The organism is Streptococcus infantis (assembly GCF_015546995.1).
In the GTDB taxonomy this organism is placed as follows: Bacteria; Bacillota; Bacilli; order Lactobacillales; family Streptococcaceae; genus Streptococcus; species Streptococcus infantis_J.
In genome coordinates this window covers 46,727-66,021 of the sequence record NZ_JADMUH010000008.1, presented here as the reverse complement: position 1 = coordinate 66,021, position 19,295 = coordinate 46,727, and the positions used below count along the sequence as shown (strand labels likewise).

The following is a 19,295-nucleotide window of genomic DNA, read 5'->3' as shown; positions in this document are numbered from 1 at the left end:
ACTTTCGTTAATAACCCTTTCTACTAAAAAATAGAATACGGAGAATAAATGAACAAATTTTTACGGGTACTATTTATTTTAGTTATTGTCGCCATGTTGGGTGCTTCTGTTCTACAAATCTTTCTCCCATCATATATGGGAGAGCATTCTGGTTACGGTATTTCTGCAGGATGGCAAAGAGAAATTGGAATTTGGAATCTAGCTGTCTTAATTATTATTCTTGCCGTTAATATTAAGTACGATTGGTTTTACCTAAGAATTGCCCTTCTTGCCCTCATTATTGGTGGTATAGGAATAGGAACAAATCATTTGTTAAATTTTATTGAATATCATTCTCCTGTTAACGCGATTGGTGCCATCGAGAATTATATACTCGTATTTGGTTGGATTATAGGGTGGTTTATTGAAAATAAAACTATAAAACTCCAAAACTCTTTATAGACATAAAATTTAGCAAAAACTATTTTTGTACTCACATAGTTAGGAGACATATGAAAAAGTTATATACTCTTATCGCTGCTTGCTTGCTTCTTCTCTTTGTGACACCCCTGCAATCAATCGATGCAGGTGTCGGCCATTCTCGAAGTGGTAGCTCTAGTCGCAGTAGCTCACGAAGCAGTAGCAGTTCTCGAAGTAGTAGCTCTAGCCGAAGTCGTTCAAGTGGTAGTTCTTCTTCTAGAAGCAGCTATCGTTCTGGCGGTAGTTACTCAAGTTCAGATGGTTCTCTAGGGACAGGAATGAGCATTCTGATCATGTTTGGTGTCGGAGCTTTCTTACTCTTCATGCTCATCAAATATTTGAGTGACCAGAATTCATCATCTGGTAAATCTTACGGAAGCTCGCCTAGCTACAATGCTGAGCCAACACTTCACCGTCGAGTGATAAATAACACCTTGGCTATCGATCGTGTTCGCCATGGTGATCCAAACTTTGATGCAGACACTTTCACTTCATGGGTTAAAGAAGTCTATATCCAATTACAGGCGGCCTGGACTAAAAAAGATTGGAATTTGGTGCGTTCTCTTGAAAGTACCAGCCTCTACTCTCAACATAGTGCCCAACTGGAAGACTATATCCAATCTCAAACAACGAATATTTTGGAACGAGTTTATGTCGAGAATGTTCGAATCAAAGATTTCCACGAAAATCCAGATGGAAATGATACTCTAGTTGTTATCCTTTCATCTACTTTGAGAGACTATGTCATCGAAGACAAGACTCGTAAGGTTATTGAGGGAGACCCTCAAAAAGATCTATTTACAGTTTATCAAATGAACTTCATCCGCAAACATGGTAGTCAAACTGAAAGCTCTGTCCAAGATGAAGCTGTTAGCGACCACTGTCCAAACTGTGGTGCTCCACTTAAAATATCAGCAATCAGCAAATGTGAATACTGCGGCGCTGAGCTCACACGTAGTCCAAATCAATGGGTTCTTGATACCTATGAAGTTGTGGATGAAGACGAACTATATAATTAGGAGGAAATTATGGGATTTATTCGTGCTGCCCTTTCAGCTGGGCTAAATAGTTTTAATGATAGCAAATTCAAGGAAGCCGTTGTACTTCCAGACCACGTCTCTTCAGACGTCATGGCCATCAAGGGACAATTGCTTACAAAAGACCCTGATGGTGGTTCAAGACAAAGCAACCAAAATACTGGTCTTTTAACAGACGGTTCTGTTGTTATTGTCCCTCAAGGATATGTTGCTGTTCTTGTCAATAATGGTACCTTCCTAGGGGATGTCCTTGAAGCTGGAAGCCATGAATGGCGTGCAGGTGATAACGCTTGGCTCCTTGAAAAAGGTGGAATTAAGGGTACTTGGGAAAACTTCAAAAACCGCTTCTCTTTTGGTGGACAAGTTATTACTCGACAAGAAATCATCTTTATCCGTATGCAACCAATCGCAGGGAATAAATTTGGTACCCAAAATGCTGTAGAGTATTTCAGTGAACGTTACCAACAAATGCTCAATATCCGTTTTTACGGTTTGTTTGACATCAAAGTTGCGGATCCAGTTCTTTTCTATGTTAGCTCTATCAGTCAACAAATTGAGGAACATAAACCATTTACACTCCAAGATATTGCTCAAGGAACACTTCGACAAAATATCTCTCCTAAAATCGCAATTGCTATCGCTAAGTATACCAATGAAAACAGAGTTGATATCTATAGCCTCAATGCCAACCAAGATACTTTCAATGAACTTGCTAAACAAGAAGTCAACAAGGTATGGACAGGACTTTACGGTATTGAAGCAACCAATATCCTTCTTGAGGATTTGAGCTACGACCAAGAAAGCATGGAGATTGTACGTAAACTTGACAGCGAACTCGTTGCTATGAAATACAATACCATCGAGATTGAAGAACGTCGTGCTCGTAACGAAGCTCTTATTGCTGCAGCTAATAACGAAGGTAATGGCAATGGTATGAATATGTTTATGGGTATGAATCTCGGTCAAACTCTCGGTGGTCAACTCACCCAACAAGCTCAACCTGTTAGCCCAAATCAAACCGTTCCCCCAGTACAACCCGCTGATCCAAACCAAGCTTTTACTCCAGTACAAACGGCAAGTCCTGAGCAAGTTGCTAGCCCACTAGAGACTGTTAGCCCTGAACAAACCGCTAACTCAGTAGAAACTACTACTCAAGAAGTCACAACTTCTGCAGAAGAATCTACTAGTCCTGAACAAACTACCAACTCTAAACAAACCGCTAATAAAAACTTCTACATCGAAGTCGATGGCAAGTACGTATTGGTAACCAAAGACGAAGAAGGAAACATCGTTCCTGTCAACTAATCTCACTTTCCTGATATTTGAGAAATCTTACGACTTATGATACAATAAAGAGTAAATTATTTTATTAAAGAGGTAAAAACATGATCGAAGCAAGTAAATTAAAGGCTGGTATGACTTTTGAAACAGCTGACGGAAAATTGATCCGCGTTTTGGAAGCTAGCCACCACAAACCAGGTAAAGGAAACACTATCATGCGTATGAAATTGCGTGATGTCCGTACTGGTTCAACATTTGAAACTAGCTACCGTCCAGAGGAAAAATTTGAACAAGCGATTATCGAAACTGTGCCAGCACAATACTTGTACAAAATGGACGATACAGCTTATTTCATGAACACTGAAACTTACGACCAATACGAAATTCCTGTTGTAAATGTTGAAAATGAATTGCTTTATATCCTTGAAAATTCTGAAGTTAAAATTCAATTTTACGGAACTGAAGTAATCGGTGTAACAGTACCTACAACTGTTGAATTAACAGTTGCTGAAACTCAACCATCTATTAAAGGTGCAACTGTTACCGGTTCTGGTAAACCAGCTACAATGGAAACTGGTCTTGTCGTGAACGTTCCAGACTTCATCGAAGCAGGACAAAAACTCGTTATCAACACTGCAGAAGGAACTTACGTTTCTCGTGCCTAATCTCTAGAAAGAGGTCATTCTATGGGAATTGAAGAACAATTAGGCGAAATCGTTATCGCCCCACGTGTACTTGAAAAAATCATTGCAATCGCTACAGCTAAAGTTGATGGTGTCCACTCTTTTTCAAACAAATCAGTATCTGACACCCTTTCAAAACTTTCACTCGGTCGTGGCGTCTATCTAAAAGAATCTGAAGAAGAACTAATAGCTGATATCTATCTCTATCTTGAGTATGGTGTCAAAGTTCCTAAGGTTGCAATGGCTATTCAAAAAGCTGTAAAAGATGCCGTTCGTAATATGGCTGATGTAGAACTCAATGCTGTGAATATTCACGTTGCTGGTATTGCACCAGATAAAACACCAAAACCAGCATTGACAGATTTATTTGATGAGGACTTCCTCAATGACTAGTCCATTATTAGAATCTAGACGCGAACTACGAAAATGTGCCTTCCAAGCACTGATGAGTCTTGAATATGGTTCTGATATTGAAACTGCTTGTCGCTTCGCTTATACTCATGATCGAGAAGACGACGAGGTAAAACTCCCTAGCTTCCTAATCGATCTTGTATCTGGTGTTCAAGCTCAAAAAGAGGAACTAGATAAACAAATCACTCAGCATTTAAAGTCTGGTTGGACGATTGAACGTTTAACTTTAGTTGAAAAGAATTTATTGCGTTTAGGAGTTTTCGAAATCACTTCCTTTGATACTCCTCAACTTGTAGCTGTGAATGAAGCTATTGAACTTGCAAAAAGCTTCTCAGATCAAAAATCAGCCCGTTTCATTAACGGACTGCTCAGTCAATTTGTAACTGAAGAAGATTAAATATAAAAAGTGTTTGATAGATATCAAACACTTTTTTATTTGTCTACTCAAATTCTATCTAAAAAAACGATTATAGATTAAATTAGAAAGAAACAACCAGATGAAATCTGCATGAATGAGAAAGTTAATAAAACTATGGCACAGGATGGTGATTTTTAAATTCTTTGTCCAACGGTAGACTAAAGCAAAGAAAAGACCGGAAAAACTATAAATCATCAAACTGATGGGGTCGCGATGGGACAATACCAAATGACTGAGCCCAAATATAAGAGCTGATAAGATGACATCCAAGTAGTATTTGGACTTAGGGAAAAAGGTATTCATAAAATAGCCTCTATGAACTATCTCCTCCAATATGGGCCCCAAAATGACAACGGAAATAAAAGAGAAGCAAGTCGTTAAAATAGTAGATTCCCCACTGATAGATATGACTGAAAGAAGATCTTCAAAGATATAGTGATGATTAATGAAACGACTAAACTGTAAGTAAAAAGCACTTAAGAACTGACGGACAAAATAAGTAGCCACTAGACTAACTACAAGGTAAAAGAATCTGGATCTTTTCGAGCCTCTTTTCTCAAAAATATAGAGCATTTTTTTCTTTTTAAGCCAATAGAACAATAGCCCTAAAAGAGCTAGTTGCTCTACTGCTACAATAATAGAATAGCCATCCATACCCCAGACAAACATCTTAGCCAAATAAAGACTACTGAAATCTAGTAGATAAATTGATAGAAATATCAATAATGTATAGATTCCCAAATGGCCTAGTTTTTTCATACTTACTCCTAAAAATCGTTGTCGACTTATTTTTATAGCACACGTAACCCTTGTTATATTAACAGATATTTTTATAAGAGCCAATTTTTCATTCTGAAATGTATTTTATAGAATCTAAAAAGCTAGAACTATATCTTAGTCCTAGCTTACTTTTTAGTATTTTCTAAAGCGTTGGTAACGTTCCTCAATGAGCTGCTCTAGTGGCAGTTTACCAAGTTCCTCAAGTTCTGCTCGGAGTTGTTCTTTGACTTGCTTGATCAGATCTTTACTTGATAGACCTACTTCAGAGATGACCTTATCAACAATTTTCATATCTAGCAATTCGAAAGAAGTAATTTTCATCAACTCTGCAGCTTCCATGGCACGACTGCCATCTTTCCAAAGAATAGACGCAAAGCCTTCAGGACTGAGAACTGCATAGATCGAGTTTTCTAACATCCAAACACGGTCAGCTACTGCAAGAGCTAAAGCCCCTCCTGAGCCACCTTCACCGATAATAATGGCAATAATTGGCACCTTAAGATCACTCATCTCCATAAGGTTACGAGCAATAGCTTCACCTTGACCACGCTCCTCTGCTCCGACACCAGGATAGGCACCAGCCGTGTTGATAAAGGTTACAACAGGACGGCCAAATTTTTCAGCCTGCTTCATCAAGCGAAGGGCTTTTCGATAACCTTCTGGATGAGGTTGCCCAAAGTTACGGTTAAGATTATCCTGTAAGCTTTTACCTTTTTGAATTCCAACAACAGTTACTGCTTGGTCTCCCAACCAACCGATACCACCAATAACAGCACCATCATCTCGGAAAGAGCGATCACCATGTAGTTCTACAAAGTCATCAAATATTCCTGTTGCGAAGTCCATGGCAGTTAAGCGGGTTTGTTCACGTGCTTCTCTGACGATTTTTGCAATATTCATAAACAATCCCCCTTATGTAACCTTACTAATCGAGCAATCATATCTGGCAATTCTCTCCGTTTAACAATCGCATCCACAAAGCCATGTTCTAACAAAAACTCTGCCTTCTGGAAATCCTCTGGCAAATCTTCCCTTACGGTATTTTCAATGACACGGCGTCCAGCAAATCCTACTAAACTTTGAGGCTCTGCCAAGATGATATCACCCTCCATAGCAAAGGAAGCTGTAACACCACCAGTTGTTGGATCAGTAAGGATTGTTAGGTAAAATAAACCTGCATTGGAATGACGTTTGACTGCTGCAGAGATTTTAGCCATCTGCATCAAACTCATGATTCCTTCTTGCATACGTGCTCCACCAGATGCTGTAAACAAGACGACTGGTAATTTTTCAGCTGTCGCGTATTCAAACAAACGAGTGATTTTTTCACCAACTACTGTTCCCATAGATGCCATGATAAAGTTAGAATCCATGATTCCGAGAGCAACTTTTTCGCCCTTAATCAAAGCAGTTCCTGTAACAACAGCCTCATCAAGACCTGTCTTTTCACGCATAGAGGCTAATTTTTTCTGGTAGCCTGGAAATTCCAATGGATCTTGCGTCTCAATTCCTGTGAACATCTCTAGGAAGCTTCCCATATCAATGGTTAAAGCAAGGCGCTCTTGAGCTGAAATACGGAAGGTATAGCCACAGTGAGGACAAATACGTTCACTCCCCAAGTCCTTTTGGTAAATGGTATGTTTACAACCTGGACATTTTGAGAAGAGTTCATCTGGAACCTCTGGTTTTGCTTGGGGCATTTCTCTAAGTGAACGATTGGGATTAATTCGTATATATTTATCTTTTTTACTAAATAGAGCCATACATCCCCCTTTTCAGTCTCATACTCTTTTTACATTATTCTTTTTCTTGATAGTTTGGTAAGAAAGTTTCCATCAAGAATGAAGTATCGTAGTCTCCTGCTATCACGCGACGATCTGAAATCAAATCGAGTTGGAAATCTGCATTGGTAACGACCCCTTCAATTTCGAGTTCATATAGAGCTCGTTGCATTTTCATAAGTGCATCAAAACGATTTTCACCATGAACAATAATTTTAGCAATCATACTATCATAGTATGGCGGAATAGTATAACCTGGATAAACTGCAGAATCAACACGCAAGCCAACACCACCACTTGGTAGATAAAGATTGGTAATCTTACCAGGACTTGGTGTAAAATTAAAGGCTGGGTTTTCCGCATTGATACGACACTCAATGGCATGTCCTTTTAGAACAATATCTTCTTGTTTCAAGGCCAATGGTTGACCTGCTGCAATACGGATTTGTTCCTTGACAATATCCACTCCAGAAACAAATTCAGTTACTGGATGTTCCACTTGGACACGCGTATTCATCTCCATAAAGTAGAATTTACCACTTGCCTCATCTAGTAGGAATTCAATGGTACCAGCATTTTCATAACCAACAGATTCCGCCGCACGAACGGCTGCAGCACCGATTTCATTACGAAGTGTTTTCCCAATAGCAATGGAAGGACTTTCTTCTAAAACTTTTTGGTTATTTCGTTGAAGCGAACAGTCACGTTCACCTAGGTGAATCACATGTCCCATCTGGTCAGCAAGAATCTGTACTTCAATATGGCGAGCAGGATAGATCACACGCTCTAGGTACATAGCTCCATTACCAAAGTTAGCTTTGGCTTCACTAGATGCTGTTTCAAAGGCTGACACAAGATCTTCTGCTTTTTCAACCTTACGAATCCCTTTACCACCACCTCCAGCTGAAGCTTTCAGCATAACTGGATAACCAATTTTTTCGGCAATAGCAAGAGCCTCTTCTGCAGTGTGGACTTCGCCATCTGATCCTGGAATGACGGGCACATTAGCCTTAATCATTTGAGCACGGGCATTGATTTTATCCCCCATGACATCCATTACACGAGCTGATGGTCCGATAAATTTGATTCCAACTTCTTCACACATAGTTGCAAATTTAGAATTTTCACTTAAAAATCCAAATCCAGGGTGAATAGCTTCAGCCTCAGTCAATACTGCAGCTGAAAGGATCGCATTGATGTTCAGATAAGATTCTGTAGCCTTCCCAGGACCGATACAGATAGCCTCATCAGCCAAAAGAGTGTGGAGAGCTTCCTTGTCAGCAGTCGAATAAACAGCAACTGTAGCAATTCCTAACTCTCGTGCCGCACGAATAATACGAACAGCAATTTCACCACGATTGGCAATTAAAATCTTACGAAACATGGAAAACCTCCCTAGTTTCCAATAGCAAAGGTCAGAGTACCGCTTGCTGCAAGCTTACCATCTACTTCTGCCTTCGCTTCTACTACGGCGATTGTGCCACGACGTTTGACAAAAGTTGCTGTCATGACAAGCTGATCACCAGGAACAACTTGTTTCTTAAACTTAACCTTATCCATACCAGCATAGAAGACGAGTTTCCCTTTGTTTTCAGGTTTAGACAATTCCAAAACACCTGCTGTCTGAGCCAAGGCTTCCATAATGAGGACTCCAGGCATAACTGGGTATTGTGGAAAATGACCATTGAAGAAAGGTTCGTTAATCGTTACATTTTTAATAGCAACAATTGTATCTTCACTAACTTCTAAGACACGATCTACTAAGAGCATGGGATAACGGTGTGGCAAAGCTTCTTTAATTCCTTGAATATCAATCATTTGATACGTACCAAGCCTTTCCCAAACTCAACCATTTCTTCATTTTCAACAAGAATTTCTGTTACGACACCGTCTTTAGGTGCTGGAATTTCGTTCATAACTTTCATAGCTTCAATGATGACCAAGGTTTGGCCTTTTTTAACAGTATCACCGACTGAAACAAAATTAGGTTTGTCTGGTCCGGCAGCCAAGTAAGCAACTCCGACAAGTGGACTTTCTACAAGGTCCCCCTCAGCTACAAATTCACTAGCACTTGATTCTGAAACTGCTTCTACAGCTGGTGTAGTTTGAGCTTGTGGTGCAACTGTAGGTACAGTTGCTGGAACTACAGGTTGAGGTGCTGGACTTGTTTCTGCCACAAGTTTCGCTTCATTCTTACTGAAGATCAACTCGTCCGTTCCATTTTTATAAGAAAATTCTTTCAAGCTCGACTGGTCAAATTGTGCCATCAAGTCTTTGATTTCATTTAAATTCATCTTTACTTATTCTCCCAACGTTTGAAAGCAAGAACTGCATTATGCCCACCAAATCCAAAAGTATTTGAGATAGCATAAGGAATTTCATGTTCCAAGCCTTGTCCATAAATAACGTTTGCTTCAATGTAGTCTGACAATTCTGTAGTTCCAGCTGTCATCGGTACATAGTTGTTACGGATTGCTTCAATTGTTGCAATAGCTTCAACTGCACCTGCTGCACCGAGCAAGTGGCCTGTAAATGACTTGGTTGAAGATACAGGTACTTCCTTACCAAGAACCGCTACGATAGCACCACTTTCTCCCTTTTCATTAGCAGGAGTTGATGTACCGTGAGCATTGACATAAGCTACTTGGTCTGGTGTGATTTCAGCTTCCTCCAAGGCAAGTTTGATAGCTTTAATAGCACCTTGGCCTTCTGGATGTGGTGAAGTCATATGGTAGGCATCACAAGTATTCCCGTAACCGACAACTTCAGCTAGGATAGTTGCACCGCGTTTTTCAGCATGCTCTAAACTTTCAAGGACTAACATACCTGATCCTTCACCCATAACAAATCCATTACGGTCTTTGTCAAATGGAATAGAAGCACGAGTTGGATCCTCTGTTGTTGAAAGAGCTGTTAAGGCTTGGAAACCAGCGATCGCAAATGGAGTAATTGAAGATTCTGATCCACCAACTAACATGATATCTTGGAAACCAAATTTGATAGAACGGAAGGCATCTCCGATCGCATCATTGGATGAAGCGCAAGCTGTGTTGATAGATTTACAGATACCATTGGCACCAAAGCGCATAGCTACATTTCCTGCAGCCATATTTGGCAAGGCTTTTGGAAGTGTTAATGGTTTAACACGTTTTGGTCCTTTGTCGTGAAGTCGAAGGACTTGGTCTTCGATTTCTCTGATTCCACCGATACCTGATGCAACGATGACACCAAAGCGGTCTTTATCAAGCGCTTCTACATCAAGGTTAGCATTGTTCACTGCTTCTTGAGCTGCATACAAGGCATATAAAGAATAATCATCGAAACGATTGGTATCTTTTTTTACAAAATATTTGTCAAAAGGAAAATCATTAATCTCTGCTGCATTATGAACGTCAAAAGCACTGTGATCAAACTTGGTGATTTCACCAATCCCAATCTTTCCACTCTTTAAACTGTTCCAAAATTCTTCTGGCGTATTCCCAATTGGAGATGTTAATCCATAACCTGTTACTACTACACGATTTAGTTTCATTTTCATACCTCTATTTTAACTCTTATTGCATGGTAAGTCCACCATCAATTGCAATGACTTGTCCCGTTAGATAATCTTGGCTTGCAAGAAAGGCTGTGACCTCTGCCACTTGCTCAGCTTGACCAAATTGTTTCATCGGAATTTGTGCCAACATAGCATCTTTTACCTTATCAGATAGGACTGCAGTCATATCTGATTCAATCATTCCTGGAGCAATGGCATTGACACGTACATTACGATTGGCTACCTCACGTGCTACTGATTTGGTAAATCCAATTAGACCTGCCTTAGAAGCAGCGTAGTTTGCTTGACCGATATTTCCCATCAAACCAACGACACTGGACATATTGATAATGGCCCCTTCACGAGCTTTTATCATCTGCTTCAAGACTGCTTGCGTCATGTTGAAGGCTCCCGTTAGATTGACTTTCAAGACCTTCTCAAAATCTTCTTCTGTCATCTTCAGCATGAGAGTGTCTTGAGTAATCCCGGCGTTATTCACTAGGACGTCAACTGAACCTAGCTCTTCAATGGCTTGGTCCACCATTCGTTTTGCATCCGTAAAATCAGAAACATCACCAGAAATAGCAAGGACCTTGACCCCGTATGGTTTAAACTCGTCTAGAAGCTCCTCGGAGATCTCACCACGACTATTCAAGACAACGTTGGCTCCCAAGCTGGCAAATTTATGAGCAATGGCAAGACCAATTCCTCGACTTGAGCCTGTAATAAAGACATTTTTCTGTTCTAGTTTCATTTTTCTCCTTTCAGAACTTCTACCATTTTGGTCTAATTTTCTAAGAGTGCTTGTAAACTTGCTTGATCTTCCACATTTGCAAGTTGAGCAGTTTTATCAATCTTTTTAACAAATCCTGACAAGACTTTCCCAGGACCAATCTCGATAAAACGCGTCACACCAGCTTCTTGCATGACTGCAATGCTTTCATAGAAACGCACAGGTTCCTTAACTTGACGAGTCAAGAGTTCTGCAATTCGTTCTTTTTCCATGACCTTTGCTTCTGTATTACCAACAAGTGGACAAGCAAAATCATTAAACTCAACATCTTCTAAGACTTGAGCCAATTTTTGACTAGCAGATTCCAATAAAGCTGTATGGAAAGGTCCAGAAACATTTAGCGGAATTAAGCGTTTTGCTCCTGCTTCTTGCAAGAGTTCAACTGCACGATCCACAGCAACCACCTCACCACCAATAACAATTTGACTTGGGGTATTGTAGTTAGCTGGAGTTACAACGCCAAGTTGAGAAGCTTCTTGACAAGCTTGTTCAATAACTTCAACTGGAGTATTGAGTACGGCTACCATTTTACCAGACCCAGCAGGTGCCGCTTCTTCCATATAAGCCCCACGTTTAGCAACTAGAGCCACCGCATCTTCAAAATCCAAGGCGCCACTAGCTACAAGGGCAGAATATTCACCAAGAGACAGGCCTGCCACTATATCTGGTTGGTAACCTTTCTCCTTTAGTAATCGGTAAATGGCAACGGATGTAGCCAAAATAGCTGGTTGTGTGTACCGAGTCTGATTTAGCTTCGTTTCATCGTTATCAATCAAGTCACGAAGATCATAACCTAAGACCTGGCTAGCTTGGTCGATTGTTTCCTTGACGATAGCATATTGGTCGTATAGTTCACGACCCATTCCAAGGTACTGGGCTCCTTGACCTGCAAATAGAAAGGCTGTTTTAGTCATTTCTTGTAACTCCTGCCCAACGAGCGGCTTCTTTTTGAATTTTCTCAGCTGCACCATAGTAGATATCTTTTAAGATTTCTTCAACAGTTTCTTCTTTAGATACCAAACCTGCAATCTGGCCGGCCATTACTGAACCGCCATCTACATCACCATGGACAACAGCCTTAGCTAAGGCTCCAGCGCCCATTTGTTCAAAGATTTCTAGGTCTGGATTTTCTTGTTTAAAGGCATCTTTTTCAGCTTGCTCGAAATCACGAGTCAATTGATTTTTGATAGCACGAACTGCATGACCAAAATGTTGTGCTGAAATAGTTGTATCAATATCACGAGCTTTTAAAATCTTAGCTTTGTAGTTTGGATGAGCATTTGATTCTTTGGCAACTACAAAACGAGTTCCTACTTGCACAGCTTCCGCACCAAGCATAAATCCAGCAGCAGCTCCCTCACCATCTGCAATACCACCTGCAGCGATAACAGGAATTGAAACAGCCGCCGCAACTTGACGAACCAAGGTCATGGTTGTTAATTTACCAATGTGTCCACCGGCTTCCATACCTTCACAAATGACAGCATCTGCACCGATTTTTTCCATACGTTTAGCCAAAGCTACGCTAGGAACTACAGGAATAACGGTGATTCCTGCTTCATGAAATCGCTCCATATATTTACTTGGGTTTCCTGCACCAGTTGTGACTACCTTAACCCCTTCTTCAATCACAAGGTCAACAATATCATCAACAAATGGAGACAAGAGCATGATATTGACACCAAAAGGCTTGTCTGTTAAAGATTTAATCTTATCGATGTTGGCTTTAACCACTTCTTTAGGTGCGTTTCCTCCACCAATGATACCGAGACCACCAGCTTTTGAAACAGCTCCAGCCAAATCGCCATCTGCTACCCAGGCCATTCCACCTTGGAAGATAGGATATTTAATATTTAATAGTTCAGTGATACGTGTTTTCATATTGCCTCCATAAGTCTTGCTTACGTAATAGTTCGACTTTATTATAATTTGACGGTCAAACTATTACCTAAACAAGAGGGAGCGGGTCTCCCCTACTCCTTCTTTATTTATTCTAATTATTTAGTTTGCTCTTCAACGTAAGCAACCAAGTCGCCAACTGTTTTCAAGTTGTCTTCAGCTTCGATTTGGATATCAAAAGCGTCTTCGATTTCTGAGATTACTTGGAACAAGTCCAATGAATCTGCATCCAAATCATCAAAAGTAGATTCAAGCGTTACTTCTGATGCATCTTTTCCAAGTTCTTCAACGATAATTTCTTGTACTTTTTCAAATACTGCCATGATAGACTCCTTTAAAATAAATAGTTTTTTTATAACAATGTGATCACCACATGATTACCTAAATTGTAACAATAAGTGTGCCCCATGTCAAACCTCCACCGAAACCTGACAAGAGAATTTTTTGGCTACCATCCAAATGGATGAGCCCTTCTTCTACACACTCAGAAAGTAAAATCGGGATACTTGCCGCACTAGTATTTCCATACTTCATCATATTAGCAGGAAGCTTGTCACGATCGACACCGATTTTTCTAGCCATCTTATCTAAAATTCGAATATTAGCTTGATGAAGCAAGAGATAATCGAGTTCATCTGCTGATATTGGACTTTTTTCGATGGTCTGTTTAATAGATTTAGCCACGTCTCGAATTGCAAAGTCAAAAACTGCTCTCCCATCCATTTTCAAGAAAACATCTGGTTCTTCTTGAATCGAAAATGGTGAAATCAATCCTGTCTGTCCATAAGTGAGACACTCACCACGAGAACCATCGCTATTGAGATTTTCAGCTAAGAAATGTTTTTGGTCACTTGCCTCAAGTAGTACACCACCAGCTCCATCTCCGAACAAGACAGCTGTTGAGCGGTCAGACCAATCCAAAGATTTTGACATGGTCTCACTACCGATAACCAAACCCTTACGATATGTTCCTGAAGAAATGAACTTTTCTGCAGTTGATAGGGCAAAAACAAATCCACTACAAGCAGCTGTTAAATCATAGGCAAAAGCTTTATGAGCGCCAATATTTGCCTGAACACGAGCTGCGGTTGAAGGCATCATCGAGTCAGGTGTCATAGTTGCTATAATGATGAAATCTAGCTCATCAGCAGAAATCCCTGCCTTCTCTATAAGTTGTCTTGCAACCTCTGTCGCTAAATCTCCTGTTGATTCTGTCTTAGAAATATGGCGTTCTTTAATCCCTGTCCGACTTGAGATCCATTCATCACTCGTATCCATGACCTGAGCCAAGTCTTCGTTAGTGATAATCTGCTCTGGAGCATAATGAGCGACCTGGCTTATTTTTGCAAAAGCCATTACTTCAAATCCTCCAAAAAGTGATAAAGATTAGTTAACCCTTTACCCATAACTTCCATCTCTTCAGGACTCATGCCTTCGATAATTCTTTCGACCATGGCCTTATGGAAACGTTTATGAAGACGGTGAACGAGACGACCTTTCTTTGTCAAATGCAGATGTACTACACGACGATCTTGATCTGAACGGATACGTTCGATGTATCCTTTTCTCTCCAAATTGTTTAAACTCGTTGTCACAGTCCCTAGAGTTACCATCAACTCTTTGGAAACTTGGCTCGGAGTCACTTCTGGATACTTGCCGATAACATCAATCGTGTGCATTTCTTTGATAGAGATATCCTTGAAACGACTACCTCGCAAACTTACTTCCTCGATTACTAGGACGTTGTTAAAAATTGATGTTAAATAGTCATTGACTTGTTGGTAGTCCATTTCTCTTCCCTCCTTTACCAAAAAAAGTTTAACAATCAAAACATTTGACAAGAAAAGTATATCAAACTTCAAAGAATAGTGCAAGTATTTTTTATTTCCCGACAAATTTTGGACGTCTTCTTTCAGAATGTGCCCGAACACCTTCTTTAAAATCTTCCGTATAGGATAGTGTTTTTTGTAGCTCCAATTCAAGTTGGGCGTATTCATGCCACTGCTTGAACTCACTCTCCCAAACGAGCTTTTTAATTGCTGCATAAGAATTTGAAGAACCACGTCTCAACTTCTTCAACAATTGTTCTCTTGTTTTTTCTAATTGTTCACTAGTACATAGACGATATAGAGCTCCTGCCTCCATTGCTTTTTCAGCGGTGAAAGCTTCTCCAGTCATAGCTAATTGAGTTGCTCTAGTTGCACCGAGCGATCTTGTCAGCAAGAATAAGCCACCCGCGTCAGGAGCCAATCCTACACCTACAAAGGCCTGGATAAATTTAGACTTGTCAGATGCAATACAGAAATCAACTGCCAAGGCCATATTGGCTGCAGCTCCAGCAACTGCTCCATCCACTTCCATGATAACAGGTTTAGGAATCTGTTTAATCTTATAAGAAATAGTATTGACCAATTCAGCAATTCGAGTTAAGGAAGCAATATCATCCTCATCGACAGCACGTTTCATTTCAACTAAATCGCCACCGACAGAAAATACCTTACCTGCAGCATTGATGAGAATATATGAAACAGAATCGTCTTTTTCAGCTAATTCCAGTGCTTTTAAAATTTCTTCACACATAGGAATATGGAAACCATTTGCCACCTCGGGACGATTTAATGTAATCACCGCTAAATCGTCTTGAATTTGAAAGATAATATGATTCATAGCCACTCCTTTAATTTAAAAAGCTGATTAAATTATTTTATCTTCAAAGTATATCTTTTTATTTCCATTTACACAAGCAAAAATCGATTAAAAGTGTATCAGCCGATTTTTAAAGATTATTTTCTATACTTAAAATATCTAGGTTAAGATAATCATGTTCATACCTCTAATATGATGCAGCCTTTCCTATTGCAGATTGAAAAAAGCCCTTCTTTCTGCTATAATCTTATAAAATACTAACTGAGGAGTTCTTATGAAGGTTGTAAAATTTGGAGGAAGTTCACTCGCCTCTGCAAGCCAGTTGAAAAAGGTTTTAAACATTGTAAAAAGTGACCCTGAACGTCGTTTTGTAGTTGTGTCTGCACCAGGAAAGCGCGATGCTAAAGATACCAAAGTTACGGATGCTTTGATTAAATATTATCGTGATTATGTAGCAGGAAATGATATCAGTGCTAGTCAAAATTGGATTATCGATCGTTACGCTGCAATGGTTAGCGAACTAGGGCTTAAACCTGCTGTTTTAGAACGAATCTCTAAAAGCATACGAACTCTCGCTACCCTTCCAATTGAAAACAATGAATTTCTTTACGATACCTTCCTTGCTGCAGGTGAAAATAACAACGCTAAACTGATTGCAGCTTACTTTAACCAAAATGGTTTAGAAGCGCGCTATGTTCATCCACGAGAGGCTGGGATTGTTGTTACAAGCGAACCTGGAAATGCTCGTATCATTCCTTCAAGTTATGATAAAATCGAAGAGCTCAATAATGGAACGGAAGTTCTGGTTATTCCCGGATTCTTCGGTGTGACTAAAGAGAATCAAATCTGTACCTTCTCACGTGGTGGATCTGATATCACTGGTTCCATCATTGCTGCGGGGGTCAAAGCAGACCTTTATGAGAACTTTACTGATGTTGACGGAATTTTTGCTGCCCACCCTGGTATCATTCACAAACCACACTCAATCCCTGAATTGACTTACCGTGAAATGCGTGAATTGGCCTATGCAGGATTCTCAGTGCTCCATGACGAAGCTCTCCTTCCGGCCTACCGCGGAAAAATCCCTCTTGTTATCAAAAATACCAATAATCCTGACCATCCAGGTACTCGCATCGTTCTGAAACACAGCAGTGATGAATTCCCAGTAGTGGGGATTGCTGGTGACTCTGGATTTGTCAGCATCAATATGTCTAAGTACCTGATGAACCGCGAAGTTGGTTTTGGTCGTAAAGTGCTTCAAATTCTAGAAGACCTGAATATTGGTTGGGAACATATGCCAACTGGTATCGATGACCTATCTATCATTTTACGTTCACGAGAATTAACTCCTATCAAAGAAGAAGAAATCCTTCGTCAATTAGTTCAAAAAGCTGAAGTTGACCACGCTGAAATCGAACATGACCTGTCTATCATAATGATTGTTGGAGAAAAAATGAAGCGCCATATCGGGGTAACTGCTACAGCTACTCGTGCCTTATCTGAAAACAATATCAACATTCAAATGATGTCACAAGGTTCGAGCGAAGTTTCTATCATGTTCGTTGTTCAAAAAGACCAAGAAAAAGCTGCCATCAAGGCTCTCTACCAAGCATTTTTCGGTGAAAGTAAGGAAGACTAAACATGGCACAATCTCTCAACAAAGTCATTGACCTACAAACAACTGGAACTTCCTATCTTTCCATTTCAGGAAAGGTCGGAAAATTCCTTGTTGGAGATCAAGCACTAGAATTTTACGCAGACCGAAATGTCGAGGATTATATTCAAATCCCATGGTCTAGCGTTAATCAAATCGGAGCCAATGTTTCAGGCCGTAAGGTTAGTCGCCATTTTGAAGTATTCACAGACCAAGGAAAATTTCTCTTCGCTTCAAAAGACTCTGGAAAAATTCTTAAAATTGCTCGTGAAAAACTAGGAAATGAAAAGGTTGTGAAGCTTCCAACCTTACTCCAAATCATCGATCGTAAAATCAAAAATCTATTTGCAAAAAAATAGAAAGTTTAGTATAATCATAGAAACGGATAAGTAGGTTATCCTCTTCTTCCAGAAAGTCTGCGGATGCTGCGAGCAGATAGGAGAGATAGGTGAAATTCTACCGTTGTTTCAAATCAAATACAGAATCAAGTGCACACCTGTGAAGTTGGATGGAACCGTGGCCCTGCCACTCCAACGCTTTGTCAGGTGTGCTTTTTTCATAAAGGAGTTTATATGTTAGATATCAAACGTATTCGTACAGACTTTGATGCTGTCGCAGAAAAATTGGCTACACGTGGTGTAGATGCTGCTATCTTGAACGAGATGAAAGAAATCGATGCTAAACGTCGTGACATCTTGGTTAAGGTTGAAACTCTCAAGGCTGAGCGTAACACTGTCTCTGCTGAAATCGCTCAAGCTAAGCGCAATAAGGAAAATGCAGATGACAAGATTGCTGCCATGCAAACCCTATCTGCTGAAGTCAAAGCACTAGACGCAGAATTGGCAGAAATTGACGCTAAATTAACAGAATTTACTACTACTCTTCCAAACATCCCAGCTGATAGCGTTCCTATCGGCGCTGACGAAGATGATAACGTAGAAGTTCGCCGTTGGGGAACTCCTCGTCAGTTTGATTTCGAACCAAAAGCTCACTGGGATCTTGGCGAAGACCTTGGCATTCTCGACTGGGAACGTGGTGGAAAAGTTACCGGTGCCCGCTTCCTCTTCTATAAAGGCCTTGGAGCTCGTTTGGAACGTGCCATCTACAACTTTATGCTAGATGAGCATGGTAAGGAAGGTTATACTGAAGTCATCACCCCTTACATGGTTAACCATGATTCTATGTTTGGTACTGGTCAATATCCAAAATTCAAGGAAGATACTTTTGAGCTCAGTGATACCAACTATGTCCTCATTCCTACAGCTGAAGTACCTTTGACTAACTACTATCGTGATGAAATTCTTGACGGAAAAGACTTGCCAATCTACTTTACTGCTATGAGCCCATCATTCCGTTCTGAAGCTGGTTCAGCTGGTCGTGATACTCGCGGTTTGATTCGTTTGCACCAATTCCACAAGGTAGAAATGGTGAAATTTGCCAAACCTGAAGAATCATACGAAGAACTAGAAAAGATGACAGCTAACGCTGAAAACATCCTTCAAAAACTCAACTTGCCATACCGTGTAGTTGCTCTTTCTACAGGAGATATGGGCTTCTCAGCTGCTAAGACTTACGACTTGGAAGTTTGGATCCCAGCACAAAATACCTACCGTGAAATTTCAAGCTGTTCAAATACAGAAGATTTCCAAGCACGTCGTGCCCAAATCCGTTATCGTGACGAAGCAGATGGTAAGGTTAAACTTCTCCACACCTTGAACGGTTCTGGACTTGCTGTTGGACGTACCGTTGCTGCTATTCTTGAAAACTATCAAAACGAAGATGGTTCTGTTACTATTCCTGAAGTCCTTCGTCCATACATGGGTGGAGCTGAAGTTATCAAACCATAACAATTTCAGATAAAAAAAGAGGAAGCTGAGCTCCCTCTTTTTAAGTGATTCAAAAGAAACAGGTAGAAATC

General features: G+C 40.2%; 23 protein-coding genes. 9 read left to right on the top strand and 14 right to left on the bottom strand.

The window, feature by feature from the left end; all coding sequences use genetic code 11:
* The first annotated feature begins 48 nt into the window (after positions 1 to 48).
* The 6 genes from I1J71_RS04400 to nusB all read left to right on the top strand — a co-directional run bounded on the left by I1J71_RS04400 (position 49) and on the right by nusB (position 4,268).
* Positions 49 to 441: a hypothetical protein gene (locus tag I1J71_RS04400; RefSeq protein WP_195183857.1), complete on the top strand. Its 393-nt coding sequence runs from the start codon at positions 49 to 51 to the stop codon at positions 439 to 441.
* Between the two features lie 50 nt (positions 442 to 491).
* Positions 492 to 1,478: a zinc-ribbon domain-containing transport protein gene (locus I1J71_RS04395; RefSeq protein ID WP_195183856.1), complete on the top strand. Its 987-nt coding sequence runs from the start codon at positions 492 to 494 to the stop codon at positions 1,476 to 1,478.
* A 9-nt stretch (positions 1,479 to 1,487) separates the two neighbouring features.
* Positions 1,488 to 2,801, top strand: coding sequence for an SPFH domain-containing protein (locus I1J71_RS04390; RefSeq protein WP_195183855.1), 1,314 nt, complete (start codon positions 1,488 to 1,490; stop codon positions 2,799 to 2,801).
* An 80-nt stretch (positions 2,802 to 2,881) separates the two neighbouring features.
* On the top strand, positions 2,882 to 3,442 hold the full coding sequence (efp, locus tag I1J71_RS04385) for an elongation factor P (RefSeq protein ID WP_004251910.1): 561 nt from the start codon (positions 2,882 to 2,884) through the stop codon (positions 3,440 to 3,442).
* Between the two features lie 21 nt (positions 3,443 to 3,463).
* A complete protein-coding gene (locus tag I1J71_RS04380) occupies positions 3,464 to 3,853 on the top strand; it encodes an Asp23/Gls24 family envelope stress response protein (RefSeq protein WP_036756919.1) in 390 nt (129 codons plus the stop codon).
* A complete protein-coding gene (gene nusB / locus I1J71_RS04375; protein WP_036756916.1) occupies positions 3,846 to 4,268 on the top strand; it encodes a transcription antitermination factor NusB in 423 nt (140 codons plus the stop codon). Before I1J71_RS04380 ends, nusB begins: the two co-directional genes overlap by 8 nt.
* Positions 4,269 to 4,322: 54 nt before the next feature.
* On the opposite strand, the gene I1J71_RS04370 is transcribed toward nusB, so the two are convergent.
* The 14 genes from I1J71_RS04370 to I1J71_RS04305 all read right to left on the bottom strand — a co-directional run bounded on the left by I1J71_RS04370 (position 4,323) and on the right by I1J71_RS04305 (position 15,744).
* Positions 4,323 to 5,048 (bottom strand): CPBP family intramembrane glutamic endopeptidase, encoded by a 726-nt coding sequence (locus I1J71_RS04370; protein ID WP_195183854.1) that lies wholly within the window; start codon positions 5,046 to 5,048, stop codon positions 4,323 to 4,325.
* 153 nt (positions 5,049 to 5,201) lie between these two features.
* The gene (locus tag I1J71_RS04365; protein WP_195183853.1) at positions 5,202 to 5,969 is read right to left on the bottom strand and encodes an acetyl-CoA carboxylase carboxyl transferase subunit alpha; all 768 of its coding nucleotides are present in this window, start codon (positions 5,967 to 5,969) and stop codon (positions 5,202 to 5,204) included.
* Complete coding sequence (gene accD / locus I1J71_RS04360; RefSeq protein ID WP_195183852.1) at positions 5,966 to 6,832, bottom strand: acetyl-CoA carboxylase, carboxyltransferase subunit beta; 867 nt, start codon at positions 6,830 to 6,832, stop codon at positions 5,966 to 5,968. Before accD ends, I1J71_RS04365 begins: the two co-directional genes overlap by 4 nt.
* A 34-nt stretch (positions 6,833 to 6,866) precedes the next feature.
* A complete protein-coding gene (gene accC, locus I1J71_RS04355; protein ID WP_195183851.1) occupies positions 6,867 to 8,234 on the bottom strand; it encodes an acetyl-CoA carboxylase biotin carboxylase subunit in 1,368 nt (455 codons plus the stop codon).
* A gap of 11 nt (positions 8,235 to 8,245) precedes the next feature.
* On the bottom strand, positions 8,246 to 8,668 hold the full coding sequence (gene fabZ / locus I1J71_RS04350; protein WP_000565515.1) for a 3-hydroxyacyl-ACP dehydratase FabZ: 423 nt from the start codon (positions 8,666 to 8,668) through the stop codon (positions 8,246 to 8,248).
* Positions 8,665 to 9,144, bottom strand: a complete 480-nt coding sequence (gene accB / locus I1J71_RS04345; RefSeq protein ID WP_195183850.1) for an acetyl-CoA carboxylase biotin carboxyl carrier protein — start codon at positions 9,142 to 9,144, stop codon at positions 8,665 to 8,667. Before accB ends, fabZ begins: the two co-directional genes overlap by 4 nt.
* Before the next feature lie 2 nt (positions 9,145 to 9,146).
* Positions 9,147 to 10,382 carry a beta-ketoacyl-ACP synthase II gene (fabF, locus tag I1J71_RS04340; RefSeq protein WP_195183862.1) on the bottom strand — a complete coding sequence of 412 codons (1,236 nt, stop codon included), beginning with the start codon at positions 10,380 to 10,382 and terminating at the stop codon, positions 9,147 to 9,149.
* A 22-nt stretch (positions 10,383 to 10,404) separates the two neighbouring features.
* Entirely contained in the window at positions 10,405 to 11,139 is a 735-nt protein-coding gene (fabG, locus tag I1J71_RS04335; protein WP_036756905.1) for a 3-oxoacyl-[acyl-carrier-protein] reductase, read from the bottom strand.
* 32 nt (positions 11,140 to 11,171) lie between these two features.
* On the bottom strand, positions 11,172 to 12,092 hold the full coding sequence (gene fabD, locus I1J71_RS04330) for an ACP S-malonyltransferase (RefSeq protein WP_036756902.1): 921 nt from the start codon (positions 12,090 to 12,092) through the stop codon (positions 11,172 to 11,174).
* Complete coding sequence (fabK, locus tag I1J71_RS04325; RefSeq protein WP_004251880.1) at positions 12,085 to 13,059, bottom strand: enoyl-[acyl-carrier-protein] reductase FabK; 975 nt, start codon at positions 13,057 to 13,059, stop codon at positions 12,085 to 12,087. The genes fabD and fabK overlap by 8 nt, the downstream gene beginning before the upstream one ends.
* A 116-nt stretch (positions 13,060 to 13,175) precedes the next feature.
* Positions 13,176 to 13,400, bottom strand: coding sequence for an acyl carrier protein (locus tag I1J71_RS04320; RefSeq protein WP_000257840.1), 225 nt, complete (start codon positions 13,398 to 13,400; stop codon positions 13,176 to 13,178).
* Positions 13,401 to 13,458: 58 nt separating this feature from the next.
* Positions 13,459 to 14,433, bottom strand: a complete 975-nt coding sequence (locus I1J71_RS04315; RefSeq protein WP_195183849.1) for a beta-ketoacyl-ACP synthase III — start codon at positions 14,431 to 14,433, stop codon at positions 13,459 to 13,461.
* Positions 14,433 to 14,867 carry a MarR family winged helix-turn-helix transcriptional regulator gene (locus I1J71_RS04310; protein ID WP_006155246.1) on the bottom strand — a complete coding sequence of 145 codons (435 nt, stop codon included), beginning with the start codon at positions 14,865 to 14,867 and terminating at the stop codon, positions 14,433 to 14,435. The genes I1J71_RS04315 and I1J71_RS04310 overlap by 1 nt, the downstream gene beginning before the upstream one ends.
* Before the next feature lie 91 nt (positions 14,868 to 14,958).
* Positions 14,959 to 15,744, bottom strand: a complete 786-nt coding sequence (locus I1J71_RS04305) for an enoyl-CoA hydratase (protein WP_195183848.1) — start codon at positions 15,742 to 15,744, stop codon at positions 14,959 to 14,961.
* 253 nt (positions 15,745 to 15,997) lie between these two features.
* Here I1J71_RS04305 and I1J71_RS04300 point away from each other — a divergent pair, with 253 nt between their 5' ends.
* The 3 genes from I1J71_RS04300 (at position 15,998) to serS (ending at position 19,224) form a co-directional block, all read left to right on the top strand.
* Entirely contained in the window at positions 15,998 to 17,362 is a 1,365-nt protein-coding gene (locus tag I1J71_RS04300) for an aspartate kinase (RefSeq protein ID WP_195183847.1), read from the top strand.
* 2 nt (positions 17,363 to 17,364) lie between these two features.
* Positions 17,365 to 17,736 (top strand): DUF956 family protein, encoded by a 372-nt coding sequence (locus I1J71_RS04295; RefSeq protein ID WP_195183846.1) that lies wholly within the window; start codon positions 17,365 to 17,367, stop codon positions 17,734 to 17,736.
* 213 nt (positions 17,737 to 17,949) lie between these two features.
* Positions 17,950 to 19,224 (top strand): serine--tRNA ligase, encoded by a 1,275-nt coding sequence (gene serS, locus I1J71_RS04290; protein ID WP_195183845.1) that lies wholly within the window; start codon positions 17,950 to 17,952, stop codon positions 19,222 to 19,224.
* The last annotated feature ends 71 nt before the right edge of the window (positions 19,225 to 19,295 follow it).